Raw genomic sequence first — 19167 nt, 5'->3', positions numbered from 1 at the left:
CCCTAACATCCACTGACAGTTAGATATACATCTTCATGGGGTCAATTTTGTTTCTCAGCAAGTAGATTTCCTCATCGGTGGGTTCTGCCGTTCTTGCCGCATTATCCGGAATATGAACTTTTACTCCGGTGTTTTCCAAGACATCTCGCGCGGAAACACCGGGATGCAGCGACTCTATCTTTAATACCTTTTCATCCTCATCAAATCCGAAAACACAAAGATTCGTGATTATTTTTATATATTCGCACATCGGAACGCCTTCTTGACCGCGGGAATTGGAGCCCCTCAAGTACCCCACGCTTGTGATGAAATCGACATTTTCTACCAATTTTCTCTTATCGTGCTTCATTATCACCAGAATCCGCTTAGCGAAGCATGCTATATCTGCAGCCCCCCCGCTGCCGTTAATATGTCTGCTGCCGGATTCGTTTCTCACCAGCGTGCTGTTTATGTTTCCGTACTTATCCACCTGCAGGCCGCCCAGAAAACCTACGTCAATCTGACCTTTCTGCAAAACATGGCCCAGTGTGCCGACAAAACTTGTAAAATGCTCGGCATTATACCAAAGCCTGGGATCCGCAACCCCTACTCCCATTTCGAAAGCATCTGGATTTATTACGCCAATCTCATATACTATATTGAGCCCCGGAGCATGGGTACTTTTTGCAAGCAAAGAAGCTATTTGAGGCAGGCCTAATCCCACCACTACATTGTCCCCGTCTTTCAATAAACGTGACGCCGTAACGGCCATTAATTCATTTGTCGTGTATTCAACGGTCATAAATTTCACCTCATGCTTAATATCCAAATACTGGATCAGCCGTAATTTTGCTCATCCTATCTAGACCGCCTATTTTATTCAAAAATTCATTGTGATTTTTTGTGCCGAAAACGTATTCATTGAGGTACTTATTAAATTCTTCAGTATTTTTGTTTATTTTCGCATACTTTGTTAAAAACTCGCTGTCATAGTCATACATCCTGTAAACAGAAGTAGGATAAGCGCCAAAAGGAACCTCTATTACGGCATGTGTATACATGCTCGGTATTGCCACTTTCTCAGGATTTTTCTTTATAAATTCCGTGGAGACCAGTTTTTCTACAGTGACATATAGCTTTTTTGCAGATTTTGCCATTTCGACATCCCACTGCGGACCCTCAATTATCACGTTTCCCTTTTCATCCGCATATTGAGCATGAATAACCGCTATATCCGGCTGGAGCATTTTTAAGTAAACGTATTTTTCTCCGTCAAATGGCGATATCTCTACCTTTACCTCATCATCATTTTTCCGAAGCAAATTTCTGAGCATATCAGTGCCCAAGAGTGTTTTGGTGGGAATAAACGGAATACCCATCGAACCAGCAAGAAATCTCAAGGAAATACTTAATCCGCTGTATTCTCTTATATCCAACCTTCCCTTGTCAATGGCATCGTTTATTTGCTCCAATCTGCCAAATCTGTCAAGGGAACCGGCGCTATATTCAAGTTTCTTTACCATTCCCGCGCCCACCAGCAGCTCCGTGTCCATCCCAGCAACGGTTTGGTAAACGTTCAACCCTTTCTTATGCTGCCTTATGATTTCATTCACAAAAGCAATGGGATTTCTGGCAATCGCAAATCCGCCCAGTGCCAAATGTCCGTTTTCCTCCGGTATTTCTCTTACCGCCTGGCTCAATTCCATTACCTTGCTTTTCAAAGAAGCTCACCTCTTTACAACATCGGAAGTAGCCATCTTTGCCAACGTCAGTTTACAATATTCGTTTTCTTTTTCAATCGGCAAAAGTTCCGGGGAAAGACCGCTGTTCATTTCCAGAGAATGCATGAATACATTTGCAATGGGACAGCCTAATGGCTGCATGCCTTCGCGATCAAAATAATTCCTTATATTTTTTAAACAGCAATTTTTCACTGAAATGCCCAGCGATATGTCGTCTTCCTTAAAGCATATTTCTTCACAGAAATTGTTTTCAACAAGATACTTTTTGACATTATCTTTATTGGCCATGTCCTTGCCCAGCTTTTCCTCAAAAAACTGGACTCCTGCCCGCGTGAGCCGATAACGCGCTCCCTTTCCGCGCTCATTCCAGAATTCCTTCTGTACTTCAAAAATCAGTTCATCTTTAAATTTATTGAGTTCATCCATGCACAAAACCTCCCATCCGTATTATTCTGTATAATAGCGGTTTCCAAACTTCTCTTTGAAAACCAGTTCCTGCAAAGGTATTCTGGGGCGAGCATTTGGTATCCTGGCAGGCTGACCCACCGATATTATACTCACAACCTTGTATTCTTCGGGAATTTCAAAATAGGATTTTATCTTCAGTTCATCCCTGATATCGATGCACGGAGCCACCAGCCAGCAGGCACCCAAATCCAGGCTGGTCACGGTCAACAGTATATTTTCAATTGCAGCAGAACAATCAAAAGGCAAGTCCCAGACATCTTTCTTTCCGATGACTATTAATATTAAATCAGACTCGCTGACAAAACCGGAGACATCTCCCGAGGTTAGCTTTTTAAAAGCCGCCAGTTTTTTCTCTTCATCCTGCAAAGTCTTAAATCTTTCCTGCATCTGCTTGCTCAAGAATTCTCCCGTAAACCTTCTTCCACTGGCATTTTTGGATATTTTTGCCAAGTAGTTTTTGCCTTCCTCATCTTTAACAACAATAAACCTCCACGGTTGGGCATTCTCGCCTGAAGGTGCCTGTCTGGCACTTTCCAGAATCAGCCGAAGGTCCTCTTCCGATACCTTGCCTTTAGTATAGTTCCTTATGCTTCTTCTATCTGCCACCACCTGAAAAAAAATATCCTTTTTTTCTCCCATAATCCTTCCTCCCATGAATTTTTTATATTAATTCGAAACCGATTTTAAACCGGATGGTGAATAGAATATATGCTCTTGCCGCCGTTAAAGGGGCCCTTTATTACCGATTCTATTACTTCTTTATCGCGCTCGGTTACAAGGTTAATATCTGGTAATTTCCCCGGTGGAAATTTTTCCCTGATATCATTGTGCAGCTTGATCAAATAATCGAACAATGCTTCCAGTCCTTCTTCCGCCTTGGAGGCATCTGCCAGGGATGGTTTACCTATTACTCCTTCGGGATACAGTATGACCTCCAGACCGCCGCATCCTATCTGCCCATGTCCGGGAATCGGATATTGGTAGATATCCCCACCTTTATCGATATGGCCTTCAGGCATGAAGCCTGTGGGAACTGTGTCTTCCATCTTTTCCTTGTCATTCATTTCGGGAAATAGAGCCAGAGCATATGACGCTTCGACTTCATCAGCATGTCTGAACGCGGTTTCAAAAGGCCCTCCATGGGCTTTGTCTTTGATATAATCATGAATTACGGTAGGCCAGTTTACGAATGCAATAACAGCCGGAACCTGGTATATCTTCCCGAACTGCTGTATGGCATTGGGTATAACGTATTCCTGCCCATGACCGTTGATCAAGATTTGTTTCCTGAATCCAGCATTCCAGTAACCGGCTATTATCGCCCTAAGGTAATTTGTAAAGGTTTCTTCAGGAATAATCACAGTGCCCGGCATACCCATCTGATTCCAGGGATGAGAGCCGAACCAAATGGGTTGGGACACCGTACATCCAACCTCACGCGCTACAGTCTCAGCCATCCTTGTCACCAGAAAAGTATCCTCTCCATAGCACTGGCCCTTGCCGTGATACTCAGTGCTTCCAACAGGTATGATGATAATATCATTCTGTTTCAACCTTTCTGCAACCTGATATCCCGTCATGTTTTGAAAATAGATGCCGTCGGCTTTGTCCATGGACCCTTTTGAAATTTTATACTTCATTATTTGCACCTCCATTTTTTATGAGCATGACATTTTTTAAAAATTTCAATCATCATATTTTTTAATAAAGCAAGAAGTATGCCATTTGACTTGATTCGTGTATTTTACTGCTTTTCACAATTCATCGCTCATATCAGGATTTCGATTTGAAATAACTAAAATTTCATTTTGAAAAGACTGGTTTGTTTAATTCAATTATCTGGTTTAATTATTTATAGTCTGGCAACACCATATCGATCCGCCAGGTTATTAAGGGCCTTAATGACATCTCGTTCTACTGGCAGCCCTTCCGTTTCTCTTTTTTTCGCTAGATTGTATTCAATCTCACCGGGCATGTATATGTCATTATTATCTATTGCCGGAAGAGATTTTATCTTTTTTATTACCGCATCTATGTTGGTTTTGAACCTTTCCACATCTATGAAACTCGATATATTGACAGCACAGAATATATGGCCAGTATTGGAAGGTCCATTTGTATCAGTAATGTTTTTCACCTCTCCCGTTAAGCAACTGTCGGTCAATATCCCGCACAGTATGTCTACAATCAGCGACAATCCCGAGCCTTTGACGCCGCCAATCGGAATAAGGCTGCCTTTCAACGCTTCCTGCGGATCGTTTGTAGGTTTGCCCTCGGCATCCAGCGCCCAGCCAAAAGGTATTTCTTCTCCGGTCAAAGCGGCATAGCGTATCTTACCTCGAGCTACTACAGACATTGACATGTCAAGAACAATGGGGATTTCTTCTCCCGCAGGAACTGCTATGGATATCGGATTTGTCCCGAGTAAAGGTTTTTTTGTCCCGTACGGCGCGATAGCGGGCGAAGCGTGAGTGAGGACAATTCCTATCATATCTTCAGCTAAGGCGAGCATTGAGTAATATGAAGCTATTCCGAAGTGATTGGAGTTTTTAACCCCAACCATTCCAACGCCATACATTCGGGCTTTATCCATGGCGGTTTTCATTGCCCTATATCCAGCCACCTGCCCGAATCCGTTTCTCGCATTCAGCAAAGCTATTGCGGCAAAGTTTTTTTCGAATTCCATATTTGCGCTGGGGTCCAGCACGCCTTTTTCTATTCTTTCTAAATATGCCGGCAATCTCACGATGCCGTGAGACTTTACTCCGCGCAAATCAGCGCAAATCAACGATTCTGTTATAATTTCCGCATTCTGACTACTGGTGCCCGCTTTCGTCAATATGTCGGCGCAAAAATCTTTAATGGTGTCGATATCGTACAGCAGTGAATCATTCATATACCATCATCCTCTCCCGTTTTTATTTCAATCATTTCAATCCATACATGCGCAATTTTCATGCCACTCAAAATAACTAAAAAAAATAGCTCTATTTCAGGGCCACACCGTAATATCCATATTTCTCAAGCTTTTCAAATTTAAATTTGCATTTCATATTGAAAAGAATATTTTTGATTATATTTTTTCATATCTTTTTAATTGTTTAAGCTTTCTCCATAGCGTCGTCACGCTAATCCCCAACCGTTGGGCCGCCAAAGTCCTGTTACCTCCCGTTTCCTGCAGAACCTTCCTAATCATTTCCTCCTCCATATCCCGCAGTATTCCTTCATTGGATTCAATCTCCATATTATCTGTCAATGATGTGGAGGCAATGTCCGGGCCATGCCTGTTCAATGCTTCGTCAATTATATTCACCCCTATTTCCCTTCCTGCACAAAGCACTATGGCCCTTTCAATAATATTTTCCAGATGCCTTACATTCCCCGGCCAGGAAAACAAGGTTAATTTTTCCAGCGCCTTCCTGTCAACGCCCATCGGCTTTATGCCCAATTCCCTGCTCTTCTCTTCAATAAAAAACTTCACAAGATCGGGTATGTCTTCCTTTCTTTCCCTCAAAGGCGGTATTTTTAATTCAAGCACATTTAGCCTGTAATACAGGTCTTCTCTGAAGCTGCCTTCTCTTACCATCCTGTAAAGGTCCCGATTGGTTGCAGCAATTACTCTCACATCTACCGGTATAACCCTGTCATCTCCGATTCTTATAACCTCTTTCTCCTGGAGGACTCTCAAAAATCTTGCTTGTAGTTTTGGGGACATCTCGCTTATTTCATCAAGAAAAATTGTCCCGCTGTGTGCCAGTTCAAAAAGCCCAGGTTTGCCGCCTTTTTTTGCGCCAGTAAAAGCTCCTTCAACGTAGCCGAACAATTCGCTTTCCAACAGGTTCTCCGGCAGGGCCGCACAGTTTATGGCTACAAATGGTTTGTCCGAACGGTGGCTTGCATTATGAATGCTCTGAGCAAACAGCTCTTTACCCGTACCCGTCTCGCCTAAAATCAAAACCGTGCTGTCAACCTTCGCAAATTCTCTGGCGCGCATTTTTACTTCTTTTATTGCTTTGCTTTTGCCTACGATGTTATCAAAATGAGCTTTTGCCACATGACCTTTAAGGAACAGTTTCTTTCTTATTTGCCTTTCTATCTTCTGTATTTTTTCTAATTCCTGGAATGTTGCCACAACTCCCCTTATTTCATTATTAACAATTATCGGTATCCTGTTGGTTATAATCGAAATTTCACCTATCTGCTGCAATTCCCCCAGTTCAGATTCTCCAGTGCGCAGCACTCTGAGCATGCATGTATTCTCTACAACTTCGTCTATCATTTTGCCGATGGCTTCATCGGATTTGCAGCCTGTCAATTTTTCCGCCACAGGGTTGAACACAGTTATTTTTCCCTCGGCATCGATGCCTATGATTCCTTCGTATGCAAAGTCAATTATGGATTTTAAAAATTCCGCCTTTTCTTTTTCTCTCGTTTGCACTTCAAGAATATGCTTGGCCTCGCGTATAGCTTCGGCAATAGCCTCCTTACCGGATTCGAGCAGCATGCCATGGCATCCAAACTTGTTTGCAGACTCAACCACTGCATTTCCACCTATGAGTACCCCTACTCCCATTGAAAACAATTGAAAAACTTTTTGTTCGACTTCTCTTTCGCTTTTTACCATGGCGGTATATATCTGTATGGGAAAAGCCTTTTCCATTTTTTCGTTCATCTTTTCAGCGCTTTTTACCAGGTTTTCAAAGCCGACCACTCCGATACAGTTGGAATACCGCATTGCCTTACTTATGGACTGAACTATATCGAAACCATTTATTTCCACATTAACCACGGGAATCTCCAAATTTCTCTTTATTAAACTGCCGGTACCTCCTCTGCTGATTACTATATTGGTTCCCTCTCTGACAGCCTGCTTTGCGAGTTCCACTCCTTCGCTCAGTGACCCCTGCATTACTTCTATATCTTCTCCAAGTTCCGATATCACCTGTTTTGCTTTAGCCGTCAATTTTTCATCCGGTGAAATAAATATTATCTTGCTTGCCATAGCAATGCTCCTTTCGCTAATATTTATAATTCCATTCTTCTGTAGACCGGTAGCGAAATTCATTTTTCTGCCGATGGTTGTCCTTACCTGCAGCATCGGAATTATTTTTGCTCTGTTTTATTATTTATTTCCTTCTGTATTTATACGAATTTTAATATAATCAGCATTGTCAGCAATAATTTAAAATTGACATTCATATAATTCGACAAAAAATATAAAAATACCTTTTGTAATAAAACAAAAGGTAAATAAGAATTATGCTATGGTCTGAAGGCTTAGCTACTGTATATTATCAAATTAAAACAATATAATCAGGGTTATATTATTAAAATAAATAATCTGACAACGTTTTTAATGCTAAAATTTGGAACATAGCAATTAGCTCCAGTTTTTTTTGCTTAAATACCTGTTATTCATCTCGGTCAATTAATATAGATTGCAAATCATGGTATGACACAAGCTCTGGAAAATATCTTGCGACAAAACCCCTGTCGTGGCTTAATAATCTATCAACCTGGGTTTCGGCATACGCGCTTATGATAAAATCGGTCAAAATATGCTGTCGCGGGGAAATATTTATATTACACGATGGACATTTAACAATGATTTTTTGACCACACTGATTTATCAAAATGTCTACAAACACATTGGTATCAACGGCTGTCTTCATTGTTTCGGCCTCGCAGTTCACCAATTATTTCTTGCGTGCTCTTTTTCGTTTTAAGAATGCCAATGAATTCTTCCAGCGCACTGTCATCGACTACTTTTTTAACAATTATGTTTCCACTATTGTCCAGTTACCATTCTATTAAATCTCCCGGACTGAGCCCCTTTTTTTCACAAATATCTCTGGGGATGGTGGTCTGATTTTTTGTTGTAAGTCTTGTCAATCTTTTTATTTCCGGCAGACTCATTACTATTTACCTCCTTCAAAAAATATCTTACCACTATAGTAATACATGTTCAATATCAAAACTTTCTCTAAATATGCATTGACGAGTATTCAATTTATGGCAGATTCTCCCTGGATAATAATTAAACAATGCCTCCCTTCAAAGGGAGGCATATATTTTGAGCTTGTTTTATTTTTAATTTTTTTACTCGGGTTTTATGGCAGCGGATCAGCCTGCTTTTTCCAAAGCTACGGCAGTATAATCCCTCATTATTTTTTCGATGCGTTCTTTTTCGGCGAGTATCCGCTTTTCTTCGGGGTCATACGCATACAGGGCGCCGTCCACCAGCCTTGTAACCAGTTTGCCGCAGGCAGCCGGGTTTCCTTTAAGGTGCGGTGCATCCAGGATGCCTATCTTGATGGCTTTTGCGATAGTCCCGGCATCGGCCAGAGGATCTTTTGCTGCAGGGTTCAATTCTTTTATTGCACCGAGGGTAAATAATGCTTCCTCTATCAGCTCTCTCTTCCGGTTTTGAACTTCCTTATCTTTGGTGATATCCACTGCACCCAGGAAAAGGTTTCTGATAACGCCCCGCACTATTCTGCAGCTTTCGATGATATCATCCGCAGTGGCCGCATGGTGAGCCTCGCAGTAACCCACCACATGGTAGATGTGCGGTTTTATTGCAAGCGCCAGATATGCCGATGATGCCAGCTGGCCTTTTGCCTGGGAAAGATCCCCCGGGAAGCTGGCGAGGCCGGCCCTGGCCTGTCGGTAAACTCTGAAATTTTCATCCTGCAGGGATTCGATCAATTCAATCTTGGCGAGCATTTTGGCAATATCCATTTTTGGAGAAATCGATGGCGGGACATTGAACATGTACTGGGCTATATAGTCTTTTACTCCCATCTTTTTGGCGTTGTAAGCCGCAAGATATGCCGTCACAACTCCTATAGTATCATGGGCATCCCTCAGGCTCCAGTGGTGGGATTCGTTTACCTCCACAGGAATGCCCCGCTCTCCGTGCCATTTCATTACCTGCTGGTTTTCCCGGATGGCCTGCTCCACCGGCCTGGGGCCGCGCCTGTCAAGTACGTTATACCAGCAAAGCGGCACCGCACACCAGGCATTTTTTATGGTATCCTGGAGAAGTTCCGCAAAGGGAATCAAATCATTGGTGCCGCTGTAGCATCGCAGCAGGGGAAAGTTGCCCCTTTGAGCCGCATCGTAAAGGGCCAGAAAATCTTCCCTTGACCTGACCGGAACTCCCCCGGCGCCGTCCAGGCGACGATCCATTTTATCCTGCTCGAAGAAATGTTCCTGGGCATTCTGGTCCGGCGCGATTGAAATCACATCCAGCACCTTTGATTCGGCTATCTTCTCTACGGAAGCCGCGGTTTCTTCCAGCGTAGGAAGACCCAGGTGGTGCCTCAATATGGGATACGGATATTTAGATTTTATGCGGGATACGAGGTCCCTTGCATAATACTCTGCTTCCGAAAGTTTTCTCCCCTTTAAAAAGCTTATTACATCGTCCACGTCCTCTGTTCCGCCGAACACCCTGTAAAACAGGCCGCTGTCTTCCGCCATCTCTGCGGTGGGCTCCGTGCCGCCGAAAATCCATTTCAAGTCCTGGAGGTTTTCTCTTCTTATCTTCTCCCCCAGTTCTCTCAAAATCTCTTTTAACGGCCCTGGCGTGAGCCTGTAGCTTACACCCACATATTCCGGCCTTTCGTTCTTTACCGCAGAAATAAGTTCATCTATGGATACGGCGGCACCCAAAAACCTCGTTTCATAGCCCTCTTTTTCCGCAAGTGCTAGAAAGTTCATTGTACCTGCCACATGGACGCAGTTTCCTATTGTAGCCGCTATAATCTTTTTCATTACGCCACCACCTCCTGTTCACGAACTGCCGTTTTCATGATCTCACCGGTCTGAGCCAGTTGATGTATTTCCATGACGCTCAGCCCCTTCAGGCCCAGCTTATCCACGGTCCTGCCTTCTTCCCAAAAATTTCGGCCGGTCATCATATTCGCAAGGCGGATTATAGTGTCAATAGCGGGAGTTTCTATACCCAGATGTTCAGCCAGAGATGCTATTGGCACCAGGCTGCAGGGCACATCCTCATAGATGTAGCGCGTGTCAAGCCCTTTTGGAGCGGTAAGCCCTTTGTAAGCTGGGTTATTCTGGATGGCCTCATATATGGTATCGCCTTTTGCGCCATAAGACTCTTCCAGCCACTCCCTGGCGGAAACGGCCCTCACGCCCAGGGCACGCGCCACCTTCATTCTCTCCGCATCCAGTCTCTCCAGCATCTGGCCGATGGAAGGCGTAATTCCTTCCAGATAATACTCGAAGCTCTGGCCCCGCTCGATATGCCCGCTGTTGAGCAGCGTCGGAGCCGGGTGGAATATGGCCCCGAAGTTGTTGAGGCTGGTCTCCATTACGTCTTTTGCCGGAATAAATTGCGGATAAGCTCCCGACAGAAGCCTGATTACCCTTCGGGTGAATTTTGCGGGAATTGCCGACAGAGCCACTTCATGTTTTACGCTGAATATGCGGGCGCTGTCCGGACCCGTCGCCCTGCAGGCGTATATGAAAGTCTGGGCTTCCGCCACCACGATATTTTTCTCGCATCCGGATTTTCTTATGGTTTCATAAACCTCCAGGGCTCCGCCGGTGCGGCCGGGATTGAGTACTATAATCTGGCCGTCTCTCAAATACGAAGCCATAGCTTTTGCCATATGGTAATGGCCTGTAGCCGGCACCGTCACCATTATTATATCGACATCTTGAACGGCTTCCCCAATACGGTCTGTGACCATATTCAGGACGCCTTTTCCCTCCACAGAACCATTAAGGGTGATCACTGGATTGTCAATCAGGGACTCCAGCTTTTCCCTGGTTCTGTTGTACAGATTTACCGAAAATCCCCTCAAAGCCAGATACCCTGCCATGGCCAGTCCGCCGTTGCCGGCTCCGATGACCGCATAACGAACATTCATTGTACTTCTCAATACAATCACCCTCCTTATTCTGGAAATTATTTTTTTGCAAAATTAAAAGCTATGGAGATCCATAGCTTTGAGGCAATGCCGGATAAACAGCACTCAACGCCATCAACCTCCCCTTGCCACGCTTACGAGGTTAGCTGACGGGTTCGGGCCGAAGAGTGTAACCCTACCCCTTTGATCAAGAATATAAATACTCCCGGTCGAAGGGGATTCACCCCATATGATTGGGTCCCCCGCTTCTTTCCCGCAGGAAAGAATTCAGCGCTCAAGATTGAAGAGCATGTATTTTATTGTGAAAATATTATACCAGAGTTTAGAATTATTGTCAATTGATATTTTAAATTGCGACAAAAATAGAACCGTCCCCTTGTCGCATCAATTGAGAATATTAATCACATTTTCCCTTCTGGGTGCAGCCTGCGGAGCATCAGATGCTTTATAACCCACCGCTACGGTGTATAAAGGCTTATACCCCTTTGGTATTCCGATTTTTTCAGCAAATTCCCGGCCTTCTTCTGTGCTGAAAAATACATCTGTCATTGCGATGAAACAGGTGCCGATTCCCAGAGACTGCGCCGCAATAAGTATGTTTTCCGCGGCGGCGGCACAGTCGGCATAAACGAATCTTGACGCCTGATCGCCTGAGATTATTATAACTGTCGGAGCAGAGTATAATGCATGAAACTTCGGATCCGCCACTCTTTCCTTCAACCCAGGAATATTCTGCCTGACGGCAGCTGTTTTGATACCTTCAGAAATGGCATCAATTATGTCTTTTCTCTGAATTACCGTGAAATGCCACGGCTGCTTTCCCATAGCGCTGGGAGCATACATGGCCGCCTGCAAAATGATGTCCCTTTCTTCATCTTTGATCTGCTCGGGCCTGTATGCCCGTATAGAGCGCCTTTCCAAAATGTTTCTTATGGTTTCATTCATAATCCATACCTCCCAACAGTCAAAACTTCCGATTCCCAACTTTCCTTCTTTCCATAAACTGAATCAGGGATGGAAGCATTGCCATCATCTACATTCTATGTTTGTTTTTAAGCAATGTCAATAAGCGGGGCGATTTCTGGAAAAACTAAGACAGGAGGTGAATGCAATGGATATGTTTTTGCCAAAAAGGGCTCTGTTTGAACGCGAGGCACTGGATTACACCGTGGGGCAGCAGGTTTATTATAAGATGCAGGAGCTCGGAGTAGAAACATCGTTTATCGGCTCCCACAACAGAGTTACGGGCATACCGGGCAAAACCCCTCAGGAGGCATTTTTCGAATCCAAAAGGACCCTTGTGGTGGGGGTGCGCAGGAGCCTGGACTTTCAGACATGCAGGCCATCGGCCCATTACCAGCTTCCGCTGGTGACCGGTTGCACGGCAGAATGCGAATACTGTTATCTTCACACAACTTTGGGAAAAAAGCCTTACGTGAGGGTTTATGTTAATATTGATGATATATTGAAGAGAGCCGGGGAATATATGTTTCAACGAAAACCAGAATTCACCGTTTTCGAAGGAGCCGCTACATCGGATCCCCTGCCGGTAGAGCCGTATACCGGAGCTTTAAAAAGTACCGTGGAGTTTTTCGGGACGGCCCAATACGGATTATTCCGTTTTGTCACCAAATTCACGAATGTGGATTCCCTGCTGGACGCTGCCCATCACGGCAGGACCACCATACGATTCAGCATAAACAACCAGTTTATAATAAAAAGCTTCGAACACAAAACTCCCCCTGTCCTCGAGCGCATGGCGGCTGCTGCAAAGGTGGCCGAAGCAGGCTACCCCCTGGGGTTTATAATAGGCCCTATATTTTATTATCCCGGCTGGAGACAGGATTATGAAGAAATGTTTGAGATGATGGCTGCAAAGCTTGGTGCCACATCTGCCGGTGCCATCAGTTTCGAGCTCATTACCCACCGTTTCACCAGGAGAGCAAAATCAAACATTCTGGAAATTTTCCCCCGCACGAAACTGCCCATGGATGAAAAAGACAGGGTTTTTAAATACGGCCAGTTCGGCTACGGCAAATATGTGTACCCTAGGGAAGTCATGGACGAGGTTAAGGAATTCTTCGAGAAAAAAATCGGGGAGATTTTCCCCGAAAGCCGAATTCTTTATTTTGTATGATTTTATGCGTTATCCTGCCGATAGATTTTTTCGGCCACTCTCACGCCTTCCATGGCGTCCTTTGCATAAAAATCCGCGCCGATTTTCTCTGCCAGAGCCGGCGTCAGCACCGCTCCGCCCACCACCACGCTGCAGCCCGGGTCGAGGTTTTTTATTTCCGCTATGGTGTGCTGCATGGCCGGAATGCTGGTGGTCATCAAGGCGCTAAGCCCCACCAGCCTTATATCCGGTGATTTTGCGAGCGCTTCTGTGATTTTTTCTGAAGCTACGTCCTTGCCCAAATCAATAACTTCAAAACCGTAATTTTCCATTATAACCTTCACTATATTCTTACCTATATCGTGGATGTCCCCTTTTACCGTCGCCAGAACGATTTTGCCCCTGGACATGTTCCGGCTTGCCGGGAAGCGCCGTTTCAACAGCTTGAAAACTTCCTGGGCTGCTTCAGCCGATTGAATCAGCTGGGGGAGAAAGTATTCGCCGGTTTCGTATTTTTCTCCCACTTCTTTCAAAGCAGGGATAATTATTTTATTCACTATTTCCAGAGGGTCCTTTCCGATTTCGATAAATGTTTCCAGCAGTCCGGCCACTGACGATTTTTTGCCCTCCAGGACGCAGCTGTACAGCTTCCTGTCTACATCTTGGTCGGATTTTGAAGGGATATGGTCGAGGGCCTGTGCTGTATCGTGCTTTTTTTCTTCGGCCTCTCCGCCGCCCTTGCCCTGATAATAGTTGATGTACCTTTGCGCCTTCCTGTCCCTGCCGGTGAGCACCCCCGCTGCCCTGAGTACCTCCCACACATCTGAATCCAGGGGATTCAATATGGGTAGGTCAAGCCCGTAGGCCAAAGCCATGGATAGAAAGACGCGGTTTAAAAGGGGCCTTTCGGGCAAACCGAAAGATACATTGGATATGCCCAGCGTAGTGAGACATCCCAGTTCTTCCTTCACCATTTGCAGTGTCTTCAAGGCTTCCACCACATATTCCTGCTGGGCGCCGGCAGTGAGGGAAAGGCAGTCTATCACCACATTCTGCCTTTTTATACCGTATTCTTCGGCGCGCCTCACGATCCTTTTTGCTATGTCCACCCTTTCTTCTGCCGTCCGGGGGATGCCTCCTTCGTCCATCGCCAGGGCGATCACGGCGGCCCCATATTTCTTTACGATGGGAAAGAGCCTGTCCATTTTTCTTTCGCTGCCGTTGACGGAATTTACCAGAGCTCGGCCCGCGTAAACCTTCAGTCCTTCTTCCAGCACATCCGCTCTCATGCTGTCCAGGCAGAGGGGCAAATCCACCACTTTCTGGAGCTCCAGAACCGCTCTCCTCATCATCGCCTTTTCATCGATGCCGGGAACTCCCAGGTTGACGTCCAGTATATGAGCGCCGGCTTTTTTCTGCATCAAAGCCTTTTCTACGACGGCGTTTAAAGAATTTCGCTTTAAATCCTCTATCAACACTTTATTTCCCGTCGGGTTTATCCTGTCGCCTACGGCCTTCACTTCCCCTCCCGGCGAAACAAAAACGGTCTTTTTTTCTGAGCTCAGTGCAAGGCAAAACGAAGCCGATGCCGAGGTTTCGTCCGGTTCCTCCGAAGCATAGAGCGCGGCGTCTTCCTTTATTCCTTTTGGCCTCATGCCGGACAGCGCCGGCCTGAGCTGCCTTATATGCTCCGGCGTGGTGCCGCAGCAGCCTCCGACGGCGTTCAGGCCAGCTTCGGCAAGTTTCCTGCAGTGAAAGGCAAAATCCTGCGGTGGCAGGCGGTATACCGTTTTTTCGCCTATCAGTTCGGGAATCCCCGCATTGGGCTGAACGATGAGAGGGATGTTGAACTTCGCCATTTCAGAAACGATTCCCCACATCTTATCGGGCCCCAGGGAACAGTTCAGCCCCACCATATCCGCCCCCAGATGCGAAAGAACCACAATGGCCGTAGCGGGGTCGGTGCCCATGAGGGTCCTGCCGGATTCCTCGTAGGTCATGGTAACCGCCACAGGCAGCGAAGTGAGCTCTCTTGCAGCTATCAGCGCGGCGCGGGCTTCCTGAAGCTGGCTCATGGTCTCTATGACGATCATATCAGGCCCTGCTTCAAGGCCACCTTCGATTTGCTCCCGAAATACCTCCAGGGCCTTCTCGAAAGACAGAGAACCGTGAGGTTCCAGAAGCTCGCCTGTGGGGCCCACCGAAAGGGCTACCAGAGCCCTGCCGCCGGAAGCCTTTTTTGCATTTTCAACAGCCCGGAAGTTTAGCTCCCGGACCAAGTGGGAAAGCCCGAAATTGCCTAGTTTTATTCTGTTGGCCCCGAAGGTGTTGGTTTCTATGACGTCGGCTCCAGCTTCAATATATGCTCTGTGTATGTCCTCTACCGCTTCAGGATGATTTATATTCCATGTTTCCGGACATTCTCCGGGAGCAAGGCCCCTTTTCATAAGTTCGGTACCCATCGCGCCATCAAAGATGATTATCTGTTTTTTTAATCTTTCAAGCAAATTCTGTTCCACCGCAAAACCTCCATCCTTTTGTTTTCTTTAAAATCATCAAAATCAAAGTTGGGGGTAATTTTCATCAGCATTCAAATTGTGTTACAATTATATCATAAATATGTCCTGGTGATATATAATTTTATATGATTGCTCGAAGCCTATGCATGTTATGCTTTTGTCTTTCATGCATCAAGCCAGGATAAACGGAATAAACGGGAGGTGTCATATGTCGAAAAAGAAATGGATTATTTTGTCTATTCTCCTGCCGGTATTTTTTGTTATATTACTGCAGCATTACGGTAAAACGCAAAAAAGCCCCGGCGAGGAAAGCAAAGAGCCGGCACAGGAGTTTAAATCCGAAGTGGAATTAAAGCTTAAAGCGAAGCCGGAATCGCAGTACATAAATCCCGAAGGAAAAACTATAAAGGATAGGATAAAAGTCCCGGAAGGATTTCAGAGAATTGAAGTATCGGAGGGCTCTTTCGGCCACTTTTTGCGGAATCTGCCGCTAAAACCTCATGGATCAAAGGTTCACTATTACAATGGCGGTGTTAAAGGCAGGGATGTCTATGTCGCAGTAATCGACATGGATATCGGCGACAGGGATCTCCAGCAGTGCGCCGATGCAGTAATAAGGTTGAGGGCGGAATATCTGTATTCTCAAAAGGAGTACGACAGAATACACTTCAACTTCACAAACGGTTTCAGGGCCGATTACTCCAGATGGATGCAGGGTTACCGCATATCCGTAAAAGACAATGATGCGGAATGGGTGAAGAAAAAGGGGTATTCAAACGATTATGTGGATTTCAGGCAATATCTCGATATGGTGTTTGCTTATGCCGGCACGCTTTCCCTTTCCAAAGAGTTGACTCCTGTCAGGCTGGAAAATATGAAAATAGGAGACGTTTTTATACAGGGAGACACCCCGGGCCACTGCGCCATAGTGGTGGACATGGCGGAAAATAAGACCACCGGGGAGAAGCTCTTTATGCTGGCACAGAGCTACATGCCCGCCCAGGATATCCACATCCTGAAAAATCCCGGGGATGAGGCACTCAATCCATGGTATCCGCTGGATTTTGGTCTGACACTCATCACCCCTGAATGGTCGTTCAGCAGGGATGATCTGATGAGCTTTTAGCATGCCCGCGACAGGGGGCGACATCGCGCGACAGGGGGACGGTTCTCATTTTGTCGCATTTTATTTATTTTAAGATTATTTTGTGGTATAATGTGGATATTAGAACAACAAAAGGTGATTAACATGCCAAGATATGCCAGAAAAAAGAGTAACAGCAAAGTGTATCATGTGATGTTAAGAGGAATAGACAGGATGCTAATTTTCCTTGACGACAATGACAGAAATAGGTTTTTGGAAACAATGGACAGAATGAAAAAAGAAGGTGAGTATGAAATCTATGCCTACTGCCTGATGGATAACCATATTCATTTATTATTAAAAGAAGGAGAAGACGAGGTCCAAAGATCATTAAAGAGAATCGGCGTAAGCTATGCGTATTACTTTAACAAAAAATATGACCGTGTGGGGCATGTCTTCCAGGACCGTTTCAGGAGCGAACCTATCCAAGATGATAGCTACCTGCTGGCTGCTGCAAGATACATTCATAACAATCCGGTAAAGGCTGGTATAGTAAATAAACCTATAGATTATTTATGGAGCAGCTACCGCGAATATGTAGAGTTTGGAAAAGATTCAGAAAGAGTTAATACCAGAGTCATACTGGGAATATTTTCACACAACGAAAAAAATGCGATCAAGAAATTTATTGAGTTTACAAATGAAACAACAAAAGAAGAATTCATAGATATCGATAATAAGGCTGAAAAGCCGGCAAAGCCGGCAAAAAATGCAGAACAAATAATAGAGGAATTGCTGAAAAGCCAGGGATATAGTCTGAATGAAATAAGAAATTTAAAAGATAGGAAGCAAAGAGACGAAGTTTTAAGGAATATCAAGGAAAAGTCGTCAATGTCAGTCAGAAAACTTGCGAGTGTGCTCGGGATCAGCAAAGATATCATATTTAGAGCCTAAAATGCGACAATTGGAGAACCGTCCCCGTGTCGCGCGTCTTATTCTCGCATTGCTTCTGCTTTTTAGAATGAATTTATCCATATCGTCAATGGATTTGCCCGCATGTTTTGCGTAAGCCTTCAGAAATCTTCGCACCATGCGGTCCTTTTCAGGGGTTAATGGCGGATAATCGGTCAACAAAAAAAAGCAGACTTCCGAAAGATCCTGCCTGAAGTCTCCAAAGCCCATTTCTTCAAAGTCAATGCCGAATATCTCCCCTCCGGAAAAAATGAAATTTCTCAGATTGGCGTCGCCTTTTAACATGCAACTCGAGGCGTTTTCGACGCTGTGCAGCCGTGCAAACCAGTATGCCATCTTCTCAATCCAGGAACCCGCATCAAGGTTTTCGGCAAGCCGGCTTACCGTCATCCCGGGCAGAAATTCCATCAGTAGCGCTTTTTCCTCCCACGCCAGCACTTGCGGCACCCGAAGGTCAAGCCGGTGCAGCCTTTCCAGGTTTTCACGCTCGGTCCGGCACAGTACTGTGGCTTTTTCGCCTTCATATACCTTAAGCACAGCCGGTGTTTTATTTTCCGATTGGATCTCAACTTTATACACGCTATGGCGCCGGCTGAAATATTTTTCAATGATTTTGATATTATCATTGACGTATAACAATGGAAATATCCCCTTTTTCATAACCTTTGAGCTGGGAAAGCATAGCCTTAATCACCGATTCTATCATATTCTGGACAAAGGGCACCATAATCATGGATTTGCCGTTTATCAACACTTCCACAGATCCCCGGGCAGCTTTGCAATCATCTCTATTCGCCCTGCCTTTCAATATGTCCACAGCCATCTCACGGCATGTTTTGCCGCACAAGCCGCAGCACTCATCGCCCAGATTGGGAAGCTTTTCAAAGACCTTTTCCTGAATCACATCAACCAGGCGCCTTATGTCGTCCACGGCGTTTATGACAGGAATACCGTTATATTCGTCAAGGCTCCGTGATATGACCCCGCTTATGGCAAATACCGTATCATCTATACTTTCCTGTATTTCATCAACGCTGTGGGCGCACAGGATTTTCGGTACTTCCGTATCGGTGACCCCCTCCATCACCACATAATCCTGGTGGTAAAATTGAAGTATTTCGTCGACGCTGAGCTTTTTGTGAAACATTACGTCCGTCTCAAAATAGCCCCTGGCCGTAACCGGTTCCGCGCCTGCCCTGCGGTGCCTGTCGGTATTTGTTCCTTCGCTATCGATGGCGAACTGTTCATAATGAATCTCTTTTACAGAGCCCACGCTGTACCCCCGCCGTTTCAGTTCTTTTATGATGTTTTCTATGGTTGTAGTCTTTCCAGACTTAGTAATGCCGTACACGGAAAAAACCTTCATATAATCTGCTCACCTCCGCTT

The 19167-nt window shown here is 45.2% G+C and carries 17 protein-coding genes and 1 riboswitch; of the genes, 3 read left to right on the top strand and 14 right to left on the bottom strand.

What is annotated here, in order from left to right; translation table 11 throughout:
• Positions 1 to 19: 19 nt before the first annotated feature.
• The 11 genes from AC6I1H_RS12365 to AC6I1H_RS12315 all read right to left on the bottom strand — a co-directional run bounded on the left by AC6I1H_RS12365 (position 20) and on the right by AC6I1H_RS12315 (position 12034).
• A complete protein-coding gene (locus AC6I1H_RS12365) occupies positions 20 to 781 on the bottom strand; it encodes a CoA-transferase subunit beta (RefSeq protein ID WP_497737867.1) in 762 nt (253 codons plus the stop codon).
• 16 nt (positions 782 to 797) lie between these two features.
• Positions 798 to 1700 (bottom strand): CoA transferase subunit A, encoded by a 903-nt coding sequence (locus AC6I1H_RS12360; protein ID WP_497737866.1) that lies wholly within the window; start codon positions 1698 to 1700, stop codon positions 798 to 800.
• 6 nt (positions 1701 to 1706) lie between these two features.
• On the bottom strand, positions 1707 to 2147 hold the full coding sequence (locus AC6I1H_RS12355) for a hypothetical protein (protein ID WP_497737865.1): 441 nt from the start codon (positions 2145 to 2147) through the stop codon (positions 1707 to 1709).
• A 21-nt stretch (positions 2148 to 2168) separates the two neighbouring features.
• Positions 2169 to 2828 carry a nitroreductase family protein gene (locus tag AC6I1H_RS12350; protein ID WP_497737864.1) on the bottom strand — a complete coding sequence of 220 codons (660 nt, stop codon included), beginning with the start codon at positions 2826 to 2828 and terminating at the stop codon, positions 2169 to 2171.
• Between the two features lie 44 nt (positions 2829 to 2872).
• Positions 2873 to 3829: a 3-dehydro-scyllo-inosose hydrolase gene (gene iolN, locus AC6I1H_RS12345; RefSeq protein WP_497737863.1), complete on the bottom strand. Its 957-nt coding sequence runs from the start codon at positions 3827 to 3829 to the stop codon at positions 2873 to 2875.
• Positions 3830 to 4041: 212 nt separating this feature from the next.
• Positions 4042 to 5085 (bottom strand): Ldh family oxidoreductase, encoded by a 1044-nt coding sequence (locus AC6I1H_RS12340; protein ID WP_497737862.1) that lies wholly within the window; start codon positions 5083 to 5085, stop codon positions 4042 to 4044.
• Between the two features lie 177 nt (positions 5086 to 5262).
• The gene (locus AC6I1H_RS12335) at positions 5263 to 7191 is read right to left on the bottom strand and encodes a sigma 54-interacting transcriptional regulator (RefSeq protein ID WP_497737861.1); all 1929 of its coding nucleotides are present in this window, start codon (positions 7189 to 7191) and stop codon (positions 5263 to 5265) included.
• A gap of 409 nt (positions 7192 to 7600) precedes the next feature.
• Positions 7601 to 7861 (bottom strand): hypothetical protein, encoded by a 261-nt coding sequence (locus AC6I1H_RS12330; protein WP_497737860.1) that lies wholly within the window; start codon positions 7859 to 7861, stop codon positions 7601 to 7603.
• A gap of 451 nt (positions 7862 to 8312) precedes the next feature.
• Entirely contained in the window at positions 8313 to 9968 is a 1656-nt protein-coding gene (locus tag AC6I1H_RS12325) for a cobalamin B12-binding domain-containing protein (protein ID WP_497737859.1), read from the bottom strand.
• Positions 9968 to 11089, bottom strand: coding sequence for an NAD/NADP octopine/nopaline dehydrogenase family protein (locus AC6I1H_RS12320; RefSeq protein WP_497740785.1), 1122 nt, complete (start codon positions 11087 to 11089; stop codon positions 9968 to 9970). Before AC6I1H_RS12320 ends, AC6I1H_RS12325 begins: the two co-directional genes overlap by 1 nt.
• A gap of 116 nt (positions 11090 to 11205) precedes the next feature.
• A riboswitch (cyclic di-AMP (ydaO/yuaA leader) is annotated at positions 11206 to 11372 on the bottom strand.
• Positions 11373 to 11473: 101 nt separating this feature from the next.
• Positions 11474 to 12034, bottom strand: a complete 561-nt coding sequence (locus AC6I1H_RS12315) for a nitroreductase family protein (RefSeq protein WP_497737858.1) — start codon at positions 12032 to 12034, stop codon at positions 11474 to 11476.
• A 166-nt stretch (positions 12035 to 12200) separates the two neighbouring features.
• On the opposite strand from AC6I1H_RS12315, the gene splB reads away from it, so the two are divergent.
• Positions 12201 to 13226 (top strand): spore photoproduct lyase, encoded by a 1026-nt coding sequence (splB, locus tag AC6I1H_RS12310; protein ID WP_497737857.1) that lies wholly within the window; start codon positions 12201 to 12203, stop codon positions 13224 to 13226.
• 2 nt (positions 13227 to 13228) lie between these two features.
• Here the strand turns inward: splB and AC6I1H_RS12305 are convergent, their stop codons facing one another.
• Positions 13229 to 15724, bottom strand: coding sequence for a homocysteine S-methyltransferase family protein (locus AC6I1H_RS12305; protein WP_497737856.1), 2496 nt, complete (start codon positions 15722 to 15724; stop codon positions 13229 to 13231).
• Between the two features lie 208 nt (positions 15725 to 15932).
• Between AC6I1H_RS12305 and AC6I1H_RS12300 the strand changes: the two genes are divergently transcribed.
• Both AC6I1H_RS12300 and AC6I1H_RS12295 read left to right on the top strand, forming a co-directional pair.
• Positions 15933 to 16850: a DUF4846 domain-containing protein gene (locus tag AC6I1H_RS12300; RefSeq protein WP_497737855.1), complete on the top strand. Its 918-nt coding sequence runs from the start codon at positions 15933 to 15935 to the stop codon at positions 16848 to 16850.
• Positions 16851 to 16973: 123 nt separating this feature from the next.
• Positions 16974 to 17762: an REP-associated tyrosine transposase gene (locus AC6I1H_RS12295; RefSeq protein WP_497737854.1), complete on the top strand. Its 789-nt coding sequence runs from the start codon at positions 16974 to 16976 to the stop codon at positions 17760 to 17762.
• Here AC6I1H_RS12295 and AC6I1H_RS12290 read toward each other — a convergent pair.
• Together AC6I1H_RS12290 and mobB are read right to left on the bottom strand one after the other, a co-directional pair.
• Entirely contained in the window at positions 17703 to 18419 is a 717-nt protein-coding gene (locus tag AC6I1H_RS12290) for a phosphotransferase (protein ID WP_497737853.1), read from the bottom strand. The genes AC6I1H_RS12295 and AC6I1H_RS12290 overlap by 60 nt on opposite strands.
• Positions 18403 to 19146: a molybdopterin-guanine dinucleotide biosynthesis protein B gene (gene mobB / locus AC6I1H_RS12285; RefSeq protein WP_497737852.1), complete on the bottom strand. Its 744-nt coding sequence runs from the start codon at positions 19144 to 19146 to the stop codon at positions 18403 to 18405. Before mobB ends, AC6I1H_RS12290 begins: the two co-directional genes overlap by 17 nt.
• Positions 19147 to 19167 lie beyond the last annotated feature (21 nt).

The sequence above is a fragment of the Biomaibacter sp. TOL genome, assembly GCF_059717795.1.
The sequence above is the reverse complement of the archived record's forward strand: the minus strand, read 5'-3'. Positions and strand labels throughout refer to the sequence as shown.

Bases quoted from the DNA above. Each gene is read 5' to 3' on its own strand.
- AC6I1H_RS12365 (WP_497737867.1), bottom strand. From the start codon at position 781: ATGACCGTTGAATACACGACAAATGAATTAATGGCCGTTACGGCGTCA.
- AC6I1H_RS12355 (WP_497737865.1), bottom strand. From the start codon at position 2,147: ATGGATGAACTCAATAAATTTAAAGATGAACTGATTTTTGAAGTACAG.
- AC6I1H_RS12350 (WP_497737864.1), bottom strand. From the start codon at position 2,828: ATGGGAGAAAAAAAGGATATTTTTTTTCAGGTGGTGGCAGATAGAAGA.
- iolN (WP_497737863.1), bottom strand. From the start codon at position 3,829: ATGAAGTATAAAATTTCAAAAGGGTCCATGGACAAAGCCGACGGCATC.
- AC6I1H_RS12340 (WP_497737862.1), bottom strand. From the start codon at position 5,085: ATGAATGATTCACTGCTGTACGATATCGACACCATTAAAGATTTTTGC.
- AC6I1H_RS12335 (WP_497737861.1), bottom strand. From the start codon at position 7,191: ATGGCAAGCAAGATAATATTTATTTCACCGGATGAAAAATTGACGGCT.
- AC6I1H_RS12330 (WP_497737860.1), bottom strand. From the start codon at position 7,861: ATGAAGACAGCCGTTGATACCAATGTGTTTGTAGACATTTTGATAAAT.
- AC6I1H_RS12325 (WP_497737859.1), bottom strand. From the start codon at position 9,968: ATGAAAAAGATTATAGCGGCTACAATAGGAAACTGCGTCCATGTGGCA.
- AC6I1H_RS12320 (WP_497740785.1), bottom strand. From the start codon at position 11,089: ATGAATGTTCGTTATGCGGTCATCGGAGCCGGCAACGGCGGACTGGCC.
- AC6I1H_RS12315 (WP_497737858.1), bottom strand. From the start codon at position 12,034: ATGAATGAAACCATAAGAAACATTTTGGAAAGGCGCTCTATACGGGCA.
- splB (WP_497737857.1), top strand. From the start codon at position 12,201: ATGGATATGTTTTTGCCAAAAAGGGCTCTGTTTGAACGCGAGGCACTG.
- AC6I1H_RS12300 (WP_497737855.1), top strand. From the start codon at position 15,933: ATGTCGAAAAAGAAATGGATTATTTTGTCTATTCTCCTGCCGGTATTT.
- AC6I1H_RS12295 (WP_497737854.1), top strand. From the start codon at position 16,974: ATGCCAAGATATGCCAGAAAAAAGAGTAACAGCAAAGTGTATCATGTG.
- mobB (WP_497737852.1), bottom strand. From the start codon at position 19,146: ATGAAGGTTTTTTCCGTGTACGGCATTACTAAGTCTGGAAAGACTACA.